Genomic DNA, 18381 nt, shown 5'->3' on the forward strand with positions numbered 1-18381 from the left:
TCTTTTTTATGATATATTTGAAGATTTAACAATGGAAAAAAAAATCTGGGAAAACTGTCAAATGGCTTATTCTTAATGTCTTTATTCGTTTCTAATATTTATTTCAGTTTCCCCTGTAACGCCAGATACTGGTCAAAAATCAGGCGACTTATTTTAGCACTAAAAACAGTAGCCGGATGATCCGGATAATAAATCGAGTCCGTGAAATTCTTATTAAACAGTACGATAACATATTTGCCGTAAGGTGTTGAAATAATTCCGCCGTCATTTCTGCAAGCGTTCATACTGCCGCTTTTTGAAGCAACATAGATTAATTCTTCTTCGCCCGTATCTTCACTGTCCAAGAAATACTGAGGAAAATATTTGGTAAGGGTAGAATTATAATGCTGTTTTTTAAATATTTCAAGCATCTGTCTTGAAGCATTGGTACTGATTAATTCTTCTTTACAGATTAATTCAAAAATTCTTCCATAATCCTTTGGTGTCGTTGTCCCTAGTTGATTATACTTCACAAAATCAATTTTATTATGTAAAACAGTGTCCATAAACCCATGGGCTTTAATAAAATTATTTATGGTATCCAAACCCAAATAATCGATCATAATATTCGTTGCCACATTGTCACTTACTATAATCATAAGGGTTGCCATGTTTTTTGCGGTTAACTGTACTCCAAAATCCAAACTCCTTAATACACCGCTGCCTTCTATCTCATTCTCTTTTGTATAGGTTAAAATATCTGTAAGACTTTTATTTCCCTTATCCACTTCATCAAATAAGGTTCCTAAGATGAATGTTTTGACACAACTTGCGGTTTCAAATTTTTCCTCTGTATTAATTTCCACTTTATTACCTGTAAAATCATTTACGTATATCCCCATCAAACCGTTATAACTGGCTAATTCCGCTTTGATTCTTTCTTCCAATGTAATTTCTCTCATATTTTTTTACTCCGTTTCTTTATAGGATGATTGCTTATCTAAAATCTGTATGGAAAACTTATGAATGAACTCAGTACTTGCCCATAAGTTTTTATCTATAACCAAAAGATACTTATTTCAATACATCTTTATATAAGCGCATTACATTTTTATAGAAAAAGGCTTCTATTTCATGTTGTTTAAACCCTTCTTTTTCCAAAGCTTCCGCTAACCGCGGCAGATAGGAAGCATCCGGCATATCCTTATGAACAGGAATTCCGTCGTAGTCCGAACCTAACCCAAGGCACTCGTATCCACCAACTGAGGTAATATATTTAATATGATCCACAATGGACGAAATAGTACCCACCGCATCCTTTTCATCAGCCACATACTGTAAAAAACTAGGGCAATAATTCAACCCCATAACACCGCCTCTTTCGGCTAATTTTCTTATCATACCATCAGACAGATTTCGAACATGGTTACAGACACCCCTGGCATTGGAATGACTTGCGACAAAAGGCTTTTTGGTGTTCTCAAGTACCTGGTAGAATCCGGCATCCGACAAATGGGAAACATCAATAATCATTCCCAGACTCTCCATCTCCTGGATAAACCGGATACCGAATTCTGTCAGACCGTCCTTTGTATTAGGTGATTGAAAATCCGGTTTTTCTCCCTCGATCAATTTAAAATTCGGATATCCAATTCCATTTTCATAATTCCAGGTCAAAGTAAGCATTCTGACACCTAACCGGTAGAAATTTCTTAAATGGGCCAGTTCACACTTGGTTACACCCCCCTCTTCGATCGTTAATAATGCCGACATCTTACCAGCCTGTTGGTTTCTTATGATATCTTCATAATTAAGAGCTAATGCTATATTATCCTGATTTTTATGTAATTCCTTATAAAATAGATCAATTAATTTTAAACAATGTTCTAAAGGATTGTCATATTCTTTAAGACTTACAAACATTGCAAAATTCTGAACCAGATAATCTGCTTTTTGCATTTTAATTAAATCCAAATGTAAATTATTACTTTTAAGTCCTATATCCTTTCCATCCCGTTGTCCATAGAAAATCTCGGATATGGTGTCACAATGCATATCAGCTACTTTCATTATAATACCCGTTGTGTAACACATCTGCTTTAAGATGTATTACCGGCCACATATAAAAGTGTGAAAAAGAATTTTGAAAAGGCCAAAAATTCTTTCGAAGAACTCCGAAATAAGCACGGAGGGTGCTCATTCCAAACTTCTTCCCAAATATTTGAGATGCCACTTTGCGGCATTATGTTTGGAAGTGAGCGAATCAATATGTGGTCTTCCTTTCTTTATTAAATTTTAAGCAAAACTGTAAAGCGGTTCTTTTTTATATCTAAGTCCTATCAACAAATGGTCGCTGTATAAATGCAATCAAACTAAAACTATTACTATATATATTTGTTATCTTTGCAGGTTGCAACAGTTTATCATTATTAAAATAAACTTCCCACAACTTTTAGCTTACAATGTAAATCCTCTCTGTAATCTTTATCTCCGGGGTTCAAGCTGTTAATAACCACTCCGTCACTTCCGTTTTTACCCGTGGAATGAACATATCTGTTCTCTCCGATATACATTGCTACATGTCCCGGGAAGAAAAGAAGATCAGCCGGTCTCATAGTTTCAATAGTAATCTCATGAATAGGGAATCCCTCTGCTATGGCTGCATCACGATAAATAATAACTCCATTTAACATATAAGCAACGGAGCACAAACCGGAACAATCAATTCCCAATGGGCTTTTACCTCCCCACCTGTATTGTGTTCCCATATAGGTGAGTGCCGTATTTACAATATCCTGCCGTAATTTCTCTTCCATTTCAAGAGAATAGGAAGTAATATAGTCTCCTAAAAATTTCTCTTTCATATAACCACAACTTCCATCAAATAACAATACCTTTACCCATCCGTCTTCATTGGCAGGTTTTAGGATGCCAACCAAAGCTCCTTTGGTTAGACTGGCCAGATGATGTCCCTGCACTTTTGGCATGGACAACACATCTGCATAGGGCTGTTGCACCAGCTTTTTATCAATGTTTTCCCAAGTATTGATTTTCTCCTCATCAAATAAAAGCTGCGATACATGAACAAATCCGGTATAGTTGTAGTGTGTTCTCACCTTATACCATTCATGCTTCTCACATGATAGAATTTCTACTTTTCGACCATAAAAATCTTCATCTTCCAGTGAACTGTCCCAGGTAGGTTCTTTCATCAAAAATGCCAGGGTATGGTTAATTAATGCATTATTCATCATTTTCTCACCTTTCTAAATTATTGTAAACCAGTAAATTCCTAAAAAATATTTATATACCGTACTATTAATACAAATTTAACATAAAAATCTTCGCAGGCCGAGAATTATAGAATTTATATTAATATTACAACCTATTTAAAAACCTATTTTATTTTGGAAATTACCTAATATTAATCAGATTAATATACTCCTATATTTATTTTCTGCTAATCTAAATATTACTTTATTTATAATATTCATAAACCATTTTAGACACACGGCCAATCCACTTTCTTCCATATACATCATCCGGTGCCTCCCATACAAAAGCTCCAAAATAATAATCGCTTTCACCTAAATAAAAGATACCGGCATCATGATTCAGAAAATCCAGGCCCCCTGTTTTATGAGCTGCCTTAATGTCATCTGGGATATAACGCATAGAATTTTGTTTATCACGCTGCCTCAATAAGATACTGACTGCGTAATCGCAAAGCTCCTCCGAGAGTATGGATTGATCATATAAGGACTTATATAGTTCACACATATCCATTGCCGAAGTATAATTATTAAACCCAATCTTTACTGCGTTAAAATCTAGCATCTTCCTCTCCAGTTTAGTAGATTTTAAATTAAGTTTTTTACAGGTCTGATTAATTTTATCCATGGTTAGTAAATCAATTAAACAATTAGTTGCAGTGTTATCACTGTTTATTATCATCCACACCAATATTTCATCCAGAGTGTACTCTCTCTTGCCGTATTCAAATACTTCCGAATCCTCCAGTATAGTTGATTCCGTAACAGAAATCAGAGTATCTTTAGAAAGTGCTCCTTTTTGGATTTCTTCTAAGGCCGTAACCATTATGAGCACTTTTATAATGCTGGCTGAGACCACTTGCAAGTCTTCCTTATAACGAAATAATACTTCACCAGTTTTAAGATTTTTTATGTACAGGGAAATTTTAGCCTGAGCTCCCTTTATTTCTTTTTCAACCGCTTTCTGTAAAGCTATTTTATCCATACAGCCTTTATCCTCCCTGATTAAAATTTATTCTTTTTAAGCATATATAGTTGTATGGTTAAAAGTATCGAACCATAACCCACTGTCAGAGCAGTTGCATTTGCTATAACAGATAAACTAAAGTATTCTTTGTTTGTTAATTTTAGCAATACATCATAAACAGGCGGAAATAACCATAAGAAAAATTTAGATACTGGATAATCTTCCATTATTCCTCCTTTGATATATCCAAGAAGACCTATTAAAAATACTATTACCAAAGCAACCTTCCTATCGCTTACTATTCTTGGATGAAATAATGACCCAAGCATAACTCCTAAAAAAGCGAAAACATACAATAAAATAAAGCCATATATTAAGTCTTCAATTATTAAATTACGAGTAAAAAGAGAATAACTATTTATCATATGTTGAGTAAGCGGAACTATAATTCCTAATAAACTCATACCAATTGCACTTAATATAAGAAATAATATTTTACTTATGTTATATTTAGTTGCACTCCGAACCTTTAAAATTACGAGTTGACTTGAAATATTATCTTCCAATTCCATGTACCCAAAGCCCATCCAAATCATAATTAAGTAAAGCATTCCCGCACTGGAACTTAAACATGGTACGACGGAAGCTGGTTTTACCGTATAATTAGCATATAAAAATATAACCCATAGTAATACCGGAGCAATGAATTTGTTTGATTTGGAATATATCTTTATGTGATAACGTATTAAGTTAATCATATTCAACACCTCTCATAGACCGTAGTAAAAATCCTTCCTTTAACATATCAAGAAGAATCGCATTGCTTTTATCTTTTTTAACAAGAATACGAATACTTAAGTCGTTATAATCCAGCTTCTCGATATACTGTTTAAATTTTTCCGGCACCTTTTGATTCTTACTGTTATCAAAACATAATATGTCATAATCCATATCAGATGATTGATCGACATTAACTCTTGCTAACTGATAGTTATCAATTTTATATGCAATATCAGATATCTGGTTTACCAAAAACATTTCATGACAGGACATAACAATTGCAACCCCCTGCAATTTTAATTCGTTGACCATTTGTATAAAATACCTTTGTGACAAGATATCTTGTCCAGATAATGGTTCATCCAGCAATAATACATCCGGCTTTTTTAAAAGTGCTTGTATCACCGCAACTTTCTGTAAACTTCCTTTAGACAAATGTTTCATTGGTATATCCATCATATTATCCAAGTGGAAATTATGAACTAACTCTTCACATTTATCTTCTAATTCATTTATGGGTATATTTTCAATCCGTCCCATATATTTAATATATTGTTTGGCATTAATATTGAGCTTTGGGAAATGTTCAGGTATATAATTAAATTTTATATTTTCATAATATATTACTCTTCCGGTGCTGACATTCGTTAAGCCACTAATAATTTTTAACAATGTACTTTTTCCGGTTCCGTTATTACCCAGTAAAGCAATAGATGTTCCTTTTTCTATTGTTAGGTTAACATTTTCTAATATCAGCTTTTTTGAATAGAATTTAGATATATTCTCTAGTCTAATGATAACCTTTTTCATATTCCGTTCCTTTCTGTCTGTACCACCAGACCCTTACAATTTAAATTTCATATCGGCAGTGATTTATAATACACCTTATCTTTTCTATCTCTATACAATTATCTAGAAATCATTCATTTTTTCACTTAATCATTATACCATTTATTCCGGCTGCATACCAAATTTTTCATGCAAAAATTTTATTCCTAAATAAAACGGACCTTATCAATACGTGCTTTATTTGATTTAAAGCAACATACCAATATTGTCCGTTTTATAGTTACAGTGCAGCCTACGGCTGAATTGAAGTAATGATACACAAAAATGTTTTTCATTGCCATTACTTATCCATATCAGGTCCGGAGTTATTTCAATATTTTCTTATATTTCTCTATTTCCGGTTCATTCCCCAAAACAAAATGATTTTCTTCAATTTCCACCCAGCTCGGTTTATTTATGGAATAATCATGTTTAGAGGGATCATAAACTTTAAGAACCTTTTTCTTTTCCGCTATAGGATCCGGCATAGGAATTGCAGACAGCAATGCCTGGGTATACGGATGAAGAGGATTGGCATAAAGTTTCTCAGTTTCCCCTAGCTCTACTAAAACCCCTTTATGAATTACCGCAATACGATCTGCTATAAACCGCATAACGGATAAATCATGAGCAATAAAAAGATAAGTTAAATCTCTTTTCTTTTGCAGTTCAGATAAAAGATTTAATACCTGGGCACGAATGGATACGTCTAAAGCTGAGATCGGTTCATCGGCAATAATGAATTCCGGCTGCATAATAAGTGCTCTGGCAATACCTATTCGCTGTCTCTGTCCTCCTGAAAATTCATGAGGGAAACGGCTTGAGAATTCCGGTAAAAGCCCTACATCCAGAAGTGCTTTATCCACCATCTGTTTCTTTTCCTCTTTGGTATATTTCTGATTGGTATTATAAAGGCCTTCCGATACAATATAATCAACCTTGGCCCTTTCATTTAAAGATGCCATCGGATCCTGGAAGATCATCTGAATCTTCTGTGTAACTTCTCTGTCCAATTCCTTTGTTATATTCCCGTTAATTTTTTTCCCGTCAAACAGTATATCACCGCTCATCGTTGGATTAATACGGATAATTGCTCTTCCGATAGTTGTTTTACCGGAACCGGACTCTCCAACCAAACCAAAGGTTTCCCCTTTATAAATATCAAAGCTGACATCATTCACAACAACTGTTTTATGTTTATGTTCTCCAAAGCTGACTTTCAGGTTTTTAACCTCTAACAGCTTCTTTTTTTTATTTTCTCCTGTCACTTGTAAATCCCTCCCTGACTGCGAAGTTTCTTAATATGTTCCGGAGGATCTACTTTAGGAGCCCTTGGATCCATTAACCAGGAACGTACCTTATGGGTTGGGCTCACATCAAAATAAGGCGGCCGTAAGGCAAAGTCGATTTTAAGGGCCTTAGGATTTCTTGGTGCATAGGCATCCCCTTTAATGGTTTGAAACAGGTTAGGAGGTGTTCCTTTTATGGTATATAAATCTTCCCCTCTTACACCTAACTGAGGCAGGGATGATAACAATGCCCAGGTATAGGGATGTTTGGCATCATAAAATACTTCTTCACAGGTTCCTATTTCCACTATGTCACCGGCATACATAACGGCTATCCGGTCAGCGACATTTGCCACCACCCCTAGATCGTGGGTAATATATATGGTAGTTAACTGATATTTTTCCTTTAAATTCTTTAACAGTTCTAATATCTGCGCCTGAATCGTAACATCCAATGCAGTTGTAGGTTCATCGCAAATCAGCGTCTGCGGCCTGCAGGCAACCGCAATGGCAATTACAACCCTCTGTCTCATACCGCCCGAGAATTCATGGGGATATTGTTTGTATCTGCGTTCCGGATCGGTAATACCTACATCTTTTAATATTTCAAGCACTGCGGCCTTTAAATCACTTCCTTTTAACCCCTGATGAAGTTCAATCGCTTCGCCTATCTGTGCACCAACCGTTTTTAAAGGATTCAGGCTGGTCATGGGATCCTGTAATACCATGGCTATCTCCCGGCCTCTAATTGAACTCCAGTCCTTTTCCGTCTTAAAATCGGCCAAGTTTTGGCCTTTATATAAAATCTCACCGGATTCAATATATCCGTTTTTATCTAATAAACCCATAAAAGTTTTTGTAAATACGGATTTACCGGAACCGGATTCTCCGACTATGGCCAGACTTTCCCCTTTATATATATCTAAGGAAATATCACGGATCGCATGAAGCACTTTTCCGCGAAGATTAAACTTCACATTTAAATTTCTAACGGATAATGCAATCTCATTTTCCATATTGAATGCCTCCTATACATGATTTTTCGGATCTGCAGCATCTGCAAAGGCATTTCCGATGATATAAAATGAAATAGTGACAATAGATAATACTACGGTCGGAAAGATTAACTGATAACGCAGCGCAGCGCTTGCAAGTAAATTACGTCCTGTTGTTATCAGGTTACCAAGGCTTGGTATCTCAACCGGTAATCCTAATCCGATATAAGTGATAAACACCTCACTTCCGATTGCTTCCGGGATTGCTAACGCCATACGAAGCATAATAACAGAGACCAGGTATGGCAAGAGGTTCTTTATTACAATTCTTCTTGTGGGTGTCCCAAGACAACGGGAAGCTAAGTTATAATCTCTGTCCCTGATTATCAGAATCTGGTTACGGATAAACCTTGCCATACCAATCCATCTGGTAAGACTCATACCAATAATTAAACTGATAACACTCGGTTTCATAACATAAGAAAATAAAATTAATACAATTGTAGATGGTATATTATCCAAAACATTATATATTTCCGTAAAAATAAAGTCTAACTTACGGACATAACCCCATAAGACACCAACGGTAATCCCAACAATTGCTTCAATCAATGCAACTAAAAAACCAATGGTAATGGAAGTACGGGTACCTGCCCATACACGACTCCATAAATCCTGTCCGATGGAATTGGTTCCAAACCAGAATTTTGAGTCCGGTTTATGATTGCTGATCTGCATTCCGCTTACATCATTATTAACCAGATTCGGATCGATCTGACCTGGTAAAAAAGGCTGGATACAGGTAAATAGTAAAATAAATAGAATTACACCAAGTAAAATTAAAGCCAGTTTATTATGTAAAAATGCCTGCAGCGTGCTTTTCCAATAGGAATAATTGGAATACCCCGCTTTTTCCGCTGAGCTTTCATCATATTCCGCAAATTCAAATAAATCGTCCTGTGCCCCTTTTGCTGTTTCAATTATACTGTTCTCTAACTTAACGGATTTATGTCCTAATATCGTCACTAGCGGGCACCTCCTTTTTTACTGAAACTGATTCTGGGATCTATGATGGTCATTAATACATCACCAAGAATTAGACCAAGAATACCAACACAGGCGAAAAGAATAACAATTGCCTGTACCATGGTATTATCCTGACGTTTTACTACATCCACCAAAAGTCCTCCCATACCTGGTACACTATATAATGATTCTACATAAATAGAACCAACTATTGTATTTAAAAATGAACTGGGCAAATATTGTATCATGGGGACAAATGCATTACGAAAGATATGCTTCATCATAATATTCTTACTGGAAACACCTTTGGCAACTGCAAGTTTTACATAATCCTTATTACTCTCATCCACCATATATCGGCGCAGCCACATAGAATAATAAGCAATATTGCCTAAAGATAAAGAGATGATAGGTAATATCCAGGATGCAAAATTATCCTTGTTAAATAACATGGAAAAACCAAAGATATCATGTCCGTATACCTGAATAAATAAATAATATACGGCAGCCGGTACAGCCTGAATAAATACAATAAAAGCGGTTCCGAACTTGTCCCAGAACCTGCCTTTAGACCTTGCCATTAAAGTACCAAGAGGAATACCTACTACCAGGGATAGGAATAAAGATATTCCGCCAAGAGTCAATGAAATGGGAATTTTTCCGGCTAAAATCTTAGTTATGGGAACGTTAGCACGGTAGATACGGGATACTCCCAGATCCCCGTGTAATAGTTGAATAAAGAAATTCTTTAGCTGTATCACAACAGGTTTATCCAATCCCATATTTATGATACCCGTATGAATCTGTTCTTTTGTGAGTTTATCAAAATTTTGAAAATACCCCTCTATAGGCATCAAACGAAGCAACATAAATACAATCGATATAATAATAATTAATGTAATAACAGATCGTACTAATCTTTTGGCAAGATATTTTATCATTGTACAGCTCCTTTTTCTTTTTTTAGAAAGATAATTGTTGATTTACCGGTTAGACTTAAATCGGATAAATATGATGTAAAAGCACTTTGGCTTTATGATTAAATAATGTTTATGAATCATTTTTACTCCGCTAGACAATATGATTGAAATATGAACCTGTCTTTTTTGTCAATCCCATTGCTTAACAGAGTAATAAAAAATCGTCCCATGGTGGTTGTAAACCACCATGGGACAACCTCTTTCTTGAATTTTATTTACTTTAACCGATTATTTCTTCGTGGCAAGTTTTTCACGAGCTGCCCTCCAATCATCCTGAGCTTTATTAAATTCATCCAGAGACATTGGTTTATCTAACAGATGCTGTCCTTTATAACGTAATATGGATACACCGAAAGGAGCATACTGCCCTTCATATACATTCTTCTTATCTACCACATAATAAGTACTGCTTATGGAGTATGGTACTACCATAGCATGTTGTATCAAATATGCTTCCGCTTTGGCAAACGCTTCATATCTTGCATTCATATCAATCGGTATTGCCTTGGCAGCATCTACTAAGGAATAATATTCTTTCACGGTATCCGCTACCCCATCCCCATTCTTCATGGCAATATCCATAAAATTGTAGGAGTTTTCAGCTGTGAAAGGATCCGTCCAGGTCTGAGGATCCGCATAGTCCGCACCCCAGTTACATAACATAAATGCATACTTACCGACACGGCGTACCTGGGATAAGAAGTCTGTTCCCGGGCCTGCTTCCACAATAATATCAATATAATCTTTTCCAAGTAATGCTTCCATCTGCTGTTCTACTACGACACATTCTTTATCCCAGTTGGTGGTAGTCGGATTATAAGGCATTAAAACCTTAACCGGGAATGTAACCCCTTCTGCTTTCAATTCCGTCATTGCTTTCTCCTTATAGGATAAAGCAGCCTTTTCATCAAAACTGTCTCCGCTTGTGATAGCAGCAAGATCACCGAATTCCGCATAATCCTTACCGTCTAAATCAACGAAGTTAGCTGGATTAATCGTGTTACTAAGACGTGCTTTAGGATCTTTCGGTTCACTGATGGTGAGCGCTTTAATACGATCTAATCCTGCTTTTAAGGATTGACGGAAATCTTCATTATTGACTGCCAGTTTCCAGTTATCCGGCTCATATTCTGCATCAAACTTAGGATCAAAATTAAAGCTGTAAAAATAGGAATAGGATGTCTTCATACGCATCTTACTTACCATTTGTGATCTATTAGAATCTGATAACCAGTCATCCGCTATATCTGCACCAATCTCAGCATAATCTATTTCATTATTCTCAGCCATAATAGGTGCAAGAGTTAATGCTTCCGAATTGTAAGTTTCTTCTATTTTGGTTATATATACCTTATCTGCATCCCAGTAATGTGTGTTCTTAGTATAAACATGCTTTTCCTGAGGCGCAAATTCACTTAGAATATAAGCTCCGTTATAATACATCTTTGTGTTATCCGTACCGAATTCCGTACCTAATTGATCTAATAATGGTCCGTAAGCAGGCATATAACATACATAGGTTAATGAAGATAAGAAATATGGTGTAGGCTGTGCCAAGGTATACTGCAAAGTATAATCATCAAGTGCCTTAACACCAACTTCGGAAAAATCAATATCCAGGTTGTTGCCCTCAACTTCTTCGGTTTCCGGATCATCGGTAACCTGGCTGTTATAATATTCATCTGCGTTTTTAATAACACCAAATAAATTTTGAACTGTACCACTTTCATACGTAGGCGTTAACAGATATTTTGCTGCACTTACAAAGTCATTCGCAGTAACATCTCCCATTTCATTGCCTTCGTAGTCATACCACTTCTGGCCCTGACGAAGCTTAAAGGTATAAGTAAGACCATCCTCACTCATCGCCCAGGATTCTGCCAGAGATGGCTGTAATTGTCCTAAATTATCATATTCCACTAAAGTATCAATAACATTGGCTCCAATCTGGTATTCATTTTCTTTATCTGTCACCAGATAATTCATAGTGGTTACCTCACTGGCATATAACCTCCGATACACGGAATCATCCGATCCGCCTTTTTTACCGCAGCCTGAAAATACAGATGCAATGAGAGAAAGGCCTACTGCTAAAGCTACTAATTTTTTCTTCATAAATTTCCTCCTCTTTTTTCAAATTACTCAATTCTATTAAATTTTCATATAGATATATTCTTACTCTTCCTAATACGTATTGCTTTATCAGTCAAATACGAGTATTCTATATTATGATAAGAAATTAACGCGGCAAAGCATTAAACAAAAACCCGCCCTGCAGTTTCTCTGGAATAGGTCTAAAACCTTTTGACTAATAGTACCTTCCTTTGGAATATTAACCACCATTTACAGCCCTGTAGAAGCCATGTGATTTAACTTCCTTACTATCATTTTACAAAACATTATTTTAAAAAAATACTTTGATAATGCTATAAATATTGCAATAAATGCTGTATCTATTGAAAGATGATATGTAGTTTATGATTAAAATTGTAACAAACACACAGATAGTTAAACTCTATGGTGTGATAAATGTAATTTTCTTTAAACAGCAAATCGGCAAATAGGATACACGTATGCAGATATACTCAAGACAAGTATACATTATCCGGCTTGCTGATTCAAGTACAAAGTGTAATCCGGCTTTGTTGGAGTTCGTTGGATTCACTGGAAGAAAACGCACATTTAATAACTATCAGTTTAATCCCGGAACTTCTATAATTCCAATGCCCGGTGTTTCATTCATACGAATCAAATTTTCTTCATATAGCGGTCCTCCGGTAAATGGATCTATTTTACAAAGAGACGGACCATCTAAATCTGCTTTTGTAATTACCCCTTTGGCCGCTGCCAGATGTGCTGCCGCACTGACGGAAAGTTTGCCCTCCAACATGCAGCCAATCATACATTCCACACCATAAATTTCTGCAATATCACATATTTTTAAGGCATTATAGATACCACCGGTCTTCATAAGTTTTATATTAATCAGATCAGCACCGCCTTTTTGTATTAGATTGATTGCATCTTCTGCCGAAAACACACTTTCATCTGCTAAAATCGGTGTTGTAACATGGCTTGTAACATACTGCATTCCTTTAAAGTCATGTGCCGAAACGGGTTGTTCTACTAATTCTATATTAAGTCCTTTCTCTTCCATCGCCGTAATGATCTGAACAGCTTGTTTTGCATTCCAGCCTTGATTGGCATCAACTCTGATTTTTATCTCGGACCCGACTGCTTCTCTAATGGCGCGGATGCGTTCCACATCCATTAATCCCTCTTTGCCTACCTTTATTTTTAAGATGTTAAATCCGTGATTCACAGCATCCAGACTATCCGCAACCATTTCCGGTATTGGATTTACACTGATTGTAATATCCGTTTCTACCAGATTCTTATTTCCTCCCAGTAACTTATAAAGAGGAGTATTATGCTGTTTTGCATATAGATCATAAACAGCCATATCTACCGCTGCTTTGGCTGATGTATTCTTCACGATACAAGTATTTAATTTATTAAAAATTCCATCCAGATTATCAAGCTCCATTCCCACCAGGGCAGGTGTGATAAAATCCCTGACAGCTGTTACAATAGAGCCTTTGGTATCTCCTGTTATTACAGCCGTGGGCGGTGCTTCCCCAAAACCGGTAAGTCCCGTATCTGTTTCAATCTTAATTACAATATCTTCTACATTATTAACCGTTCTGAGAGCCGTTTTAAATGGTCTTGCCAGTGGAATAAAGATCTCGCCGATTTCAATATTTTTGATAAACATATGTAATCTCCATGCGCCTCTTAAGGCTTTGATATATTTTTTACTCCTATATTTAACTTTTTACTTATCCTGCATTTCCACAAGTTCAAGGGTTACCTCCTGCATTAACCGCTCATAGACAGGTACATCAACATTATTACTGCAAAAGCAAACCACAAATGGCTGCGGTGCGTAAACTATGCCAACATCATGGGTAATTCCGTCATCTTCACCGGTTTTATGTGCTATATCTGCCCTGCCATGAATATAAAATGGAATTTTACCGTTTAATCGTTGATTTTTAAGTATTCTTAGCATTTCTAAAGATGCTTCAGGGGATATTAATTCTCCGAAATACATTTTTTCTAACAGATATCCCATCTCACCTGCTGAAATATAATTCTCAATTCCTAATGCAGACTGCTTTGCATCAAACAGCAGACGGTTTAGTTTCGTCTGCTTTAACCCTAAATTCTGCATGGTATAATTGATTTTATCCATACCAAGCTGTTTTATTAAAAGGTTGGTTGCAGTATTATCACTTAATATAATCATCAGCGTATATAGATCTTCAAAAGTAACATTTAAGTCGTCATGCATATAATTCAAAGCACCGCAGGATGGTAATTTATCTTCTTTTTTTATTGTAAATAAATCCTCTTTCTGTATGGTTCCCTCTGATATTCTTAAGAAAGCTTCAATTAAAATAGGAATTTTAATGACACTCGCTGCCTGTAAAGGTATCTTCTCGTTAAACCCTATGGCTTCTCCGGTTATTAGATTTTTATAATAGAAACTCACGTCACCTTTCAGGGATTTCAACTGTTCTAATAATTTCTCTTTCATGTGTATTACCTCTCCACATTCATTAACAGTAGTAATTACTCCTGTTATAAATAAGGGAGTAATCCCCCCGACTACTCCCTTGTTTGTTGTAAACATTATAGTAAATACTCTTTGTAATGTCAATATCCTTTCATAAACTATTATAATTATGCATTTTTGTCAATCAATCCAGCACTGATCCTTCTCCACCGATTTCATAAATACTCTCCCATAATTGGATTCTTCTTTCGATTCGTGATATTTAAAAAGCATCGTATTCTCTTTTAAAATACCCAGAATCTCTACTTTACCGTTTCTGTTTGACAAAACATATCGAAAACACTTACCTTGTCCATTTAATCTTGCCTTTGCCTCTTCTACAATTTTATATCCCTTTATAAGCGGTAACTGGAACTGGTTCTTGACACCTGCAACCGGACGGCATTGAAATATATAATAAGGGATGATACCCCAAGCTGTCATTTTATCAATTAATTCTGCCAATATATAAGAATCGTCATTCACTCCTTTTAATAAAACCGTCTGATTTTTTATAATGATTCCGCAGTCAATTAATGCTTTAATTGCCCTATGGGACGATTCCGTCATTTCATTCGGATGATTAAAATGAGTAATAATATATATTTTTTTCTTGTCGTTATATTCCCTTAAAAGCTTCAAAAGCTCGTTATCCTCATAAATTCTCATTGGAAAAGTGATTGGAACTCTAGTTCCGAAACGAATAAAATCAAGATGCTCAATTGCCGATAGCTTGTCTAAATAATTCTTGATTGTGCTATTCGTATTTAATAATGAATCCCCACCCGAAATTAATACATTACTAATCCCTTTTTGATTATTTATATATGATATAATATCATCCATATGTTTGATAATTTCTGTACTGCTCTGACCTACCAGTCTTTTCCTGAAGCAAAACCTGCAATACATGGCACATTGATTTGTTGATAAAATTAAGGCTGTTTGCTTATATTTATGCTGCAGGCCGGTTACAACCGTATTATCTGATTCACCGCTTGTATCCAGGCTACCATTCATATCCGTTTCGCTTATGGATGGGATACACATTCTGCGTATCGGATCTTTCTCATCATTTAAATCAATCAGAGATAAATAAAAGCGTGTTACAGACATAGGATAAGTATCAATAATCTCATTCAGTTTTTTCTTTTCTTCCTCTGTAAAATGATGTTTCAATTTTTCTTCCAACTCTTCTACCGTTGTTACATTCTGCTCAAGTTCTTTGGCCCAATCCATTTATTACCTCCTAAATATAAAGTGCTGAAATAACTGCAGCAGCCGTAAGGTTACAATTTAGTTTAACACATATTTATAAATACTGTCAAATTTAGGAAATCTGTTAATTATGGCAATTTGCTGCTGGTATCCTTATTCTATCCGGCAATTCATAGCAGTTGACAATATTTTCATAAAGATATAAGATATGGACAAACCAACACACACAACTGAAGAAAAATACGAATGGATAGGAGAAAAAAATGAGTTATATCCCAACTGTCTTAGAAGCATATGATTTATTGAAGCAATATAATAAGGATGAGTTCCATTTAAAACATGGAAAAATTGTTTCCGGTGTTATGGGTTATTTTGCAAAAGAGTATGACCCAGGCAAAGTAGATTATTGGAAAGTAGTCGGTATGCTCCACGATCTGGATTTTGAACTTTATCCTGAAGAGCATTGTATTAAAAGCCAGGAATTAATGAAAGGCCTTGGTCTGGATGAGGGTATTATAAGAGCCACTGCCAGCCATGGCTATGGTATTACTGTAGATATAAAACCGGAATTATTTATGGAGAAAGTATTGTATGCAGTGGATGAATTAACCGGTTTAATCGGCGCCGTCGCTATCATGCGTCCTTCTAAAAGCGTATCGGATCTGGAAGTGAAATCGGTTATGAAAAAATATAAAACTGTCAATTTTGCTGCCGGATGCTCCAGGGAAGTTATAAATAATGGGGCTAATATGCTGGGATGGGAAGTAAGTGAATTAATTGATAAGACCATACTGGCTATGAGAAGTCTGATACCGGATATGGAAATTTAATGAAATATAATACGGACAGCGGTATTCTCTTTTGTCTACCGCTGTCCGTATTATATGTTAAACAATGTTACTGTATCGTTTTACGCAGGTTTATTTTTAATCTATAGGTTTATTATTTTACTGTATATTTCCCTGAATTCATCTTGATCTATATTTCCCTAGTTTCCATCTTGATTTTTATTTTCTTGTGTGTTTCCCTGATTCTTTTCTTTACTGTTATTGTCCGGAGTGTTACTCTGGTTTTCTTCTTTACTGTTATTGTCCGGGGTGATACCCTGGTTTTCTTCTTTCATTTCACCAGGAGACGATTCATCCGTATTATGCTTTATATTTGTATTTTTAATTTTATCTTTATTTTTAATATAATAATCCACAGCCGGATCTTTTATCTCATAAATCCGGTTCCATTCTTTTGTCTCCATATTTTTAACAGTTTCTGAACGGTTACGGTATAAAAACTTAACAATATCATAACAGTCTACCCAGATTTCATTATATCCCTCTTTTTGCGATTCATCAAAAATCAACTGCATACCAAAATGGAGATGAGGTGTATCTATATTATTGACATTTTCATTGGCGCTGTAACCAGTCCTGCCAAGATATCCGATTACATCTCCCGCCTGAACTATACCTCCCACTGCTAAGGATTTATTATACGGGAAATTTTTTCTCAAATGAGCATAATAATAATACCGTTTGCCATCAAAGCTGCGAATACCGATTCGCCAGCCTCCATATTGGTTCCAGCCTAAAGCTTCCACATATCCGGATTCTACGGCAATGACAGGAGTGCCTGTCTGCCCCATCATATCATGACCAAGATGTCTTCTCTTATAACCGTAACTTCTGGATACTCCAAAATCATCATAATCGCTGTATGGAAAATATTTTGCAATAGGTAAAAAGGCTTTCAGCCCGTATTTTTTTACCCAGACTTTTTCCTGAGTGTTTTCTTCCGTGTTGTTTTCTGTGCTGTTTTCCTTCTTTTCTTCTGTGCTGCTTTCTTTTGGTACCTGTATCTCATATTCACCTACAAAGCCACCGAGTACCGCACTATAGGCCTCATAATAATAATTATAGTATTTAAGTTCTTCTGTCAGTGAACCGATGCTTTCTTCCTTGCTTTGAAGTTTTTGGACTAATGCATTTAAATCTTTTTCTTTGTACCTGGAAAAGTCTCCTCCATATCTGGTTCCCAAGTATGCTAACAGTTCAATCCAGTTCAGCTTCACATCCTGCTTCTGGGATTCAACATCATATTCATAGGCTTTTCCCATGGCAGAAGAACAGACATCAAAGTCTACCCATTTTATATATTCTTTCGTCTCGGAATTAGGAAAAAAAGCACCTATAGATCCATCCATATTTTCATAAAACATATAGGAAACCAGAGCAAATAATATGATAAGTTCACCTATTATTCCATATTTGATTTTAACCCTTTTAATCATGAGCACCCTCACATATAAACTGTAATATAATTTTATGATTTATGGTGTGCAAAAATTCCCTGTCTCAAATAAAGATTATTTATTTTACCAATAAATATTATAACTTACGTATCCTAATTCCGAACAAAAAATAATAACGGAATAT

General features: G+C 35.6%; 15 protein-coding genes and 1 pseudogene. 1 reads left to right on the forward strand and 15 read right to left on the reverse strand.

Features of this window, described 5'->3' with window-relative positions; all coding sequences use genetic code 11:
• Nucleotides 1–98 precede the first annotated feature (98 nt).
• The 14 genes from RBU59_RS07605 to RBU59_RS07670 all read right to left on the reverse strand — a co-directional run bounded on the left by RBU59_RS07605 (nt 99) and on the right by RBU59_RS07670 (nt 15973).
• The gene (locus tag RBU59_RS07605; RefSeq protein WP_308147277.1) at nt 99–941 is read right to left on the reverse strand and encodes a serine hydrolase; all 843 of its coding nucleotides are present in this window, start codon (nt 939–941) and stop codon (nt 99–101) included.
• A gap of 112 nt (nt 942–1053) precedes the next feature.
• Nucleotides 1054–2049, reverse strand: a complete 996-nt coding sequence (locus RBU59_RS07610) for a dipeptidase (protein ID WP_308147278.1) — start codon at nt 2047–2049, stop codon at nt 1054–1056.
• Nucleotides 2050–2408: 359 nt separating this feature from the next.
• Entirely contained in the window at nt 2409–3233 is an 825-nt protein-coding gene (locus RBU59_RS07615; protein ID WP_308147279.1) for an SH3 domain-containing C40 family peptidase, read from the reverse strand.
• A gap of 223 nt (nt 3234–3456) precedes the next feature.
• On the reverse strand, nt 3457–4236 hold the full coding sequence (locus RBU59_RS07620; protein WP_308147280.1) for a serine hydrolase: 780 nt from the start codon (nt 4234–4236) through the stop codon (nt 3457–3459).
• A 20-nt stretch (nt 4237–4256) separates the two neighbouring features.
• On the reverse strand, nt 4257–4976 hold the full coding sequence (locus RBU59_RS07625; RefSeq protein WP_308147281.1) for a hypothetical protein: 720 nt from the start codon (nt 4974–4976) through the stop codon (nt 4257–4259).
• On the reverse strand, nt 4969–5808 hold the full coding sequence (locus RBU59_RS07630; RefSeq protein WP_308147282.1) for an ATP-binding cassette domain-containing protein: 840 nt from the start codon (nt 5806–5808) through the stop codon (nt 4969–4971). Before RBU59_RS07630 ends, RBU59_RS07625 begins: the two co-directional genes overlap by 8 nt.
• Before the next feature lie 344 nt (nt 5809–6152).
• Complete coding sequence (locus tag RBU59_RS07635) at nt 6153–7094, reverse strand: ATP-binding cassette domain-containing protein (RefSeq protein WP_308147283.1); 942 nt, start codon at nt 7092–7094, stop codon at nt 6153–6155.
• A complete protein-coding gene (locus RBU59_RS07640) occupies nt 7091–8131 on the reverse strand; it encodes an ABC transporter ATP-binding protein (RefSeq protein WP_308147284.1) in 1041 nt (346 codons plus the stop codon). The genes RBU59_RS07635 and RBU59_RS07640 overlap by 4 nt, the downstream gene beginning before the upstream one ends.
• Before the next feature lie 12 nt (nt 8132–8143).
• A complete protein-coding gene (locus RBU59_RS07645) occupies nt 8144–9136 on the reverse strand; it encodes an ABC transporter permease (RefSeq protein WP_308147285.1) in 993 nt (330 codons plus the stop codon).
• Complete coding sequence (locus RBU59_RS07650; protein WP_308147286.1) at nt 9136–10077, reverse strand: ABC transporter permease; 942 nt, start codon at nt 10075–10077, stop codon at nt 9136–9138. Before RBU59_RS07650 ends, RBU59_RS07645 begins: the two co-directional genes overlap by 1 nt.
• A gap of 267 nt (nt 10078–10344) precedes the next feature.
• A complete protein-coding gene (locus tag RBU59_RS07655; protein WP_308147287.1) occupies nt 10345–12231 on the reverse strand; it encodes a peptide ABC transporter substrate-binding protein in 1887 nt (628 codons plus the stop codon).
• 577 nt (nt 12232–12808) lie between these two features.
• Nucleotides 12809–13891, reverse strand: coding sequence for a dipeptide epimerase (locus RBU59_RS07660; protein WP_308147288.1), 1083 nt, complete (start codon nt 13889–13891; stop codon nt 12809–12811).
• Nucleotides 13892–13951: 60 nt separating this feature from the next.
• Nucleotides 13952–14812 carry a serine hydrolase gene (locus RBU59_RS07665; protein WP_308147289.1) on the reverse strand — a complete coding sequence of 287 codons (861 nt, stop codon included), beginning with the start codon at nt 14810–14812 and terminating at the stop codon, nt 13952–13954.
• A gap of 63 nt (nt 14813–14875) precedes the next feature.
• Nucleotides 14876–15973, reverse strand: a complete 1098-nt coding sequence (locus RBU59_RS07670) for a KamA family radical SAM protein (protein WP_308147290.1) — start codon at nt 15971–15973, stop codon at nt 14876–14878.
• Between the two features lie 242 nt (nt 15974–16215).
• On the opposite strand from RBU59_RS07670, the gene RBU59_RS07675 reads away from it, so the two are divergent.
• Complete coding sequence (locus RBU59_RS07675) at nt 16216–16782, forward strand: hydrolase (protein WP_308147291.1); 567 nt, start codon at nt 16216–16218, stop codon at nt 16780–16782.
• Nucleotides 16783–17153: 371 nt separating this feature from the next.
• On the opposite strand, the pseudogene RBU59_RS07680 reads toward RBU59_RS07675, so the two are convergent.
• Nucleotides 17154–18236, reverse strand: a pseudogene (locus RBU59_RS07680) (M23 family metallopeptidase); the annotation flags it as partial.
• Between the last annotated feature and the right edge of the window lie 145 nt (nt 18237–18381).

Source organism: Anaerocolumna sp. MB42-C2, from assembly GCF_030913705.1.
Classification (GTDB): Bacteria; Bacillota; Clostridia; order Lachnospirales; family Lachnospiraceae; genus Anaerocolumna.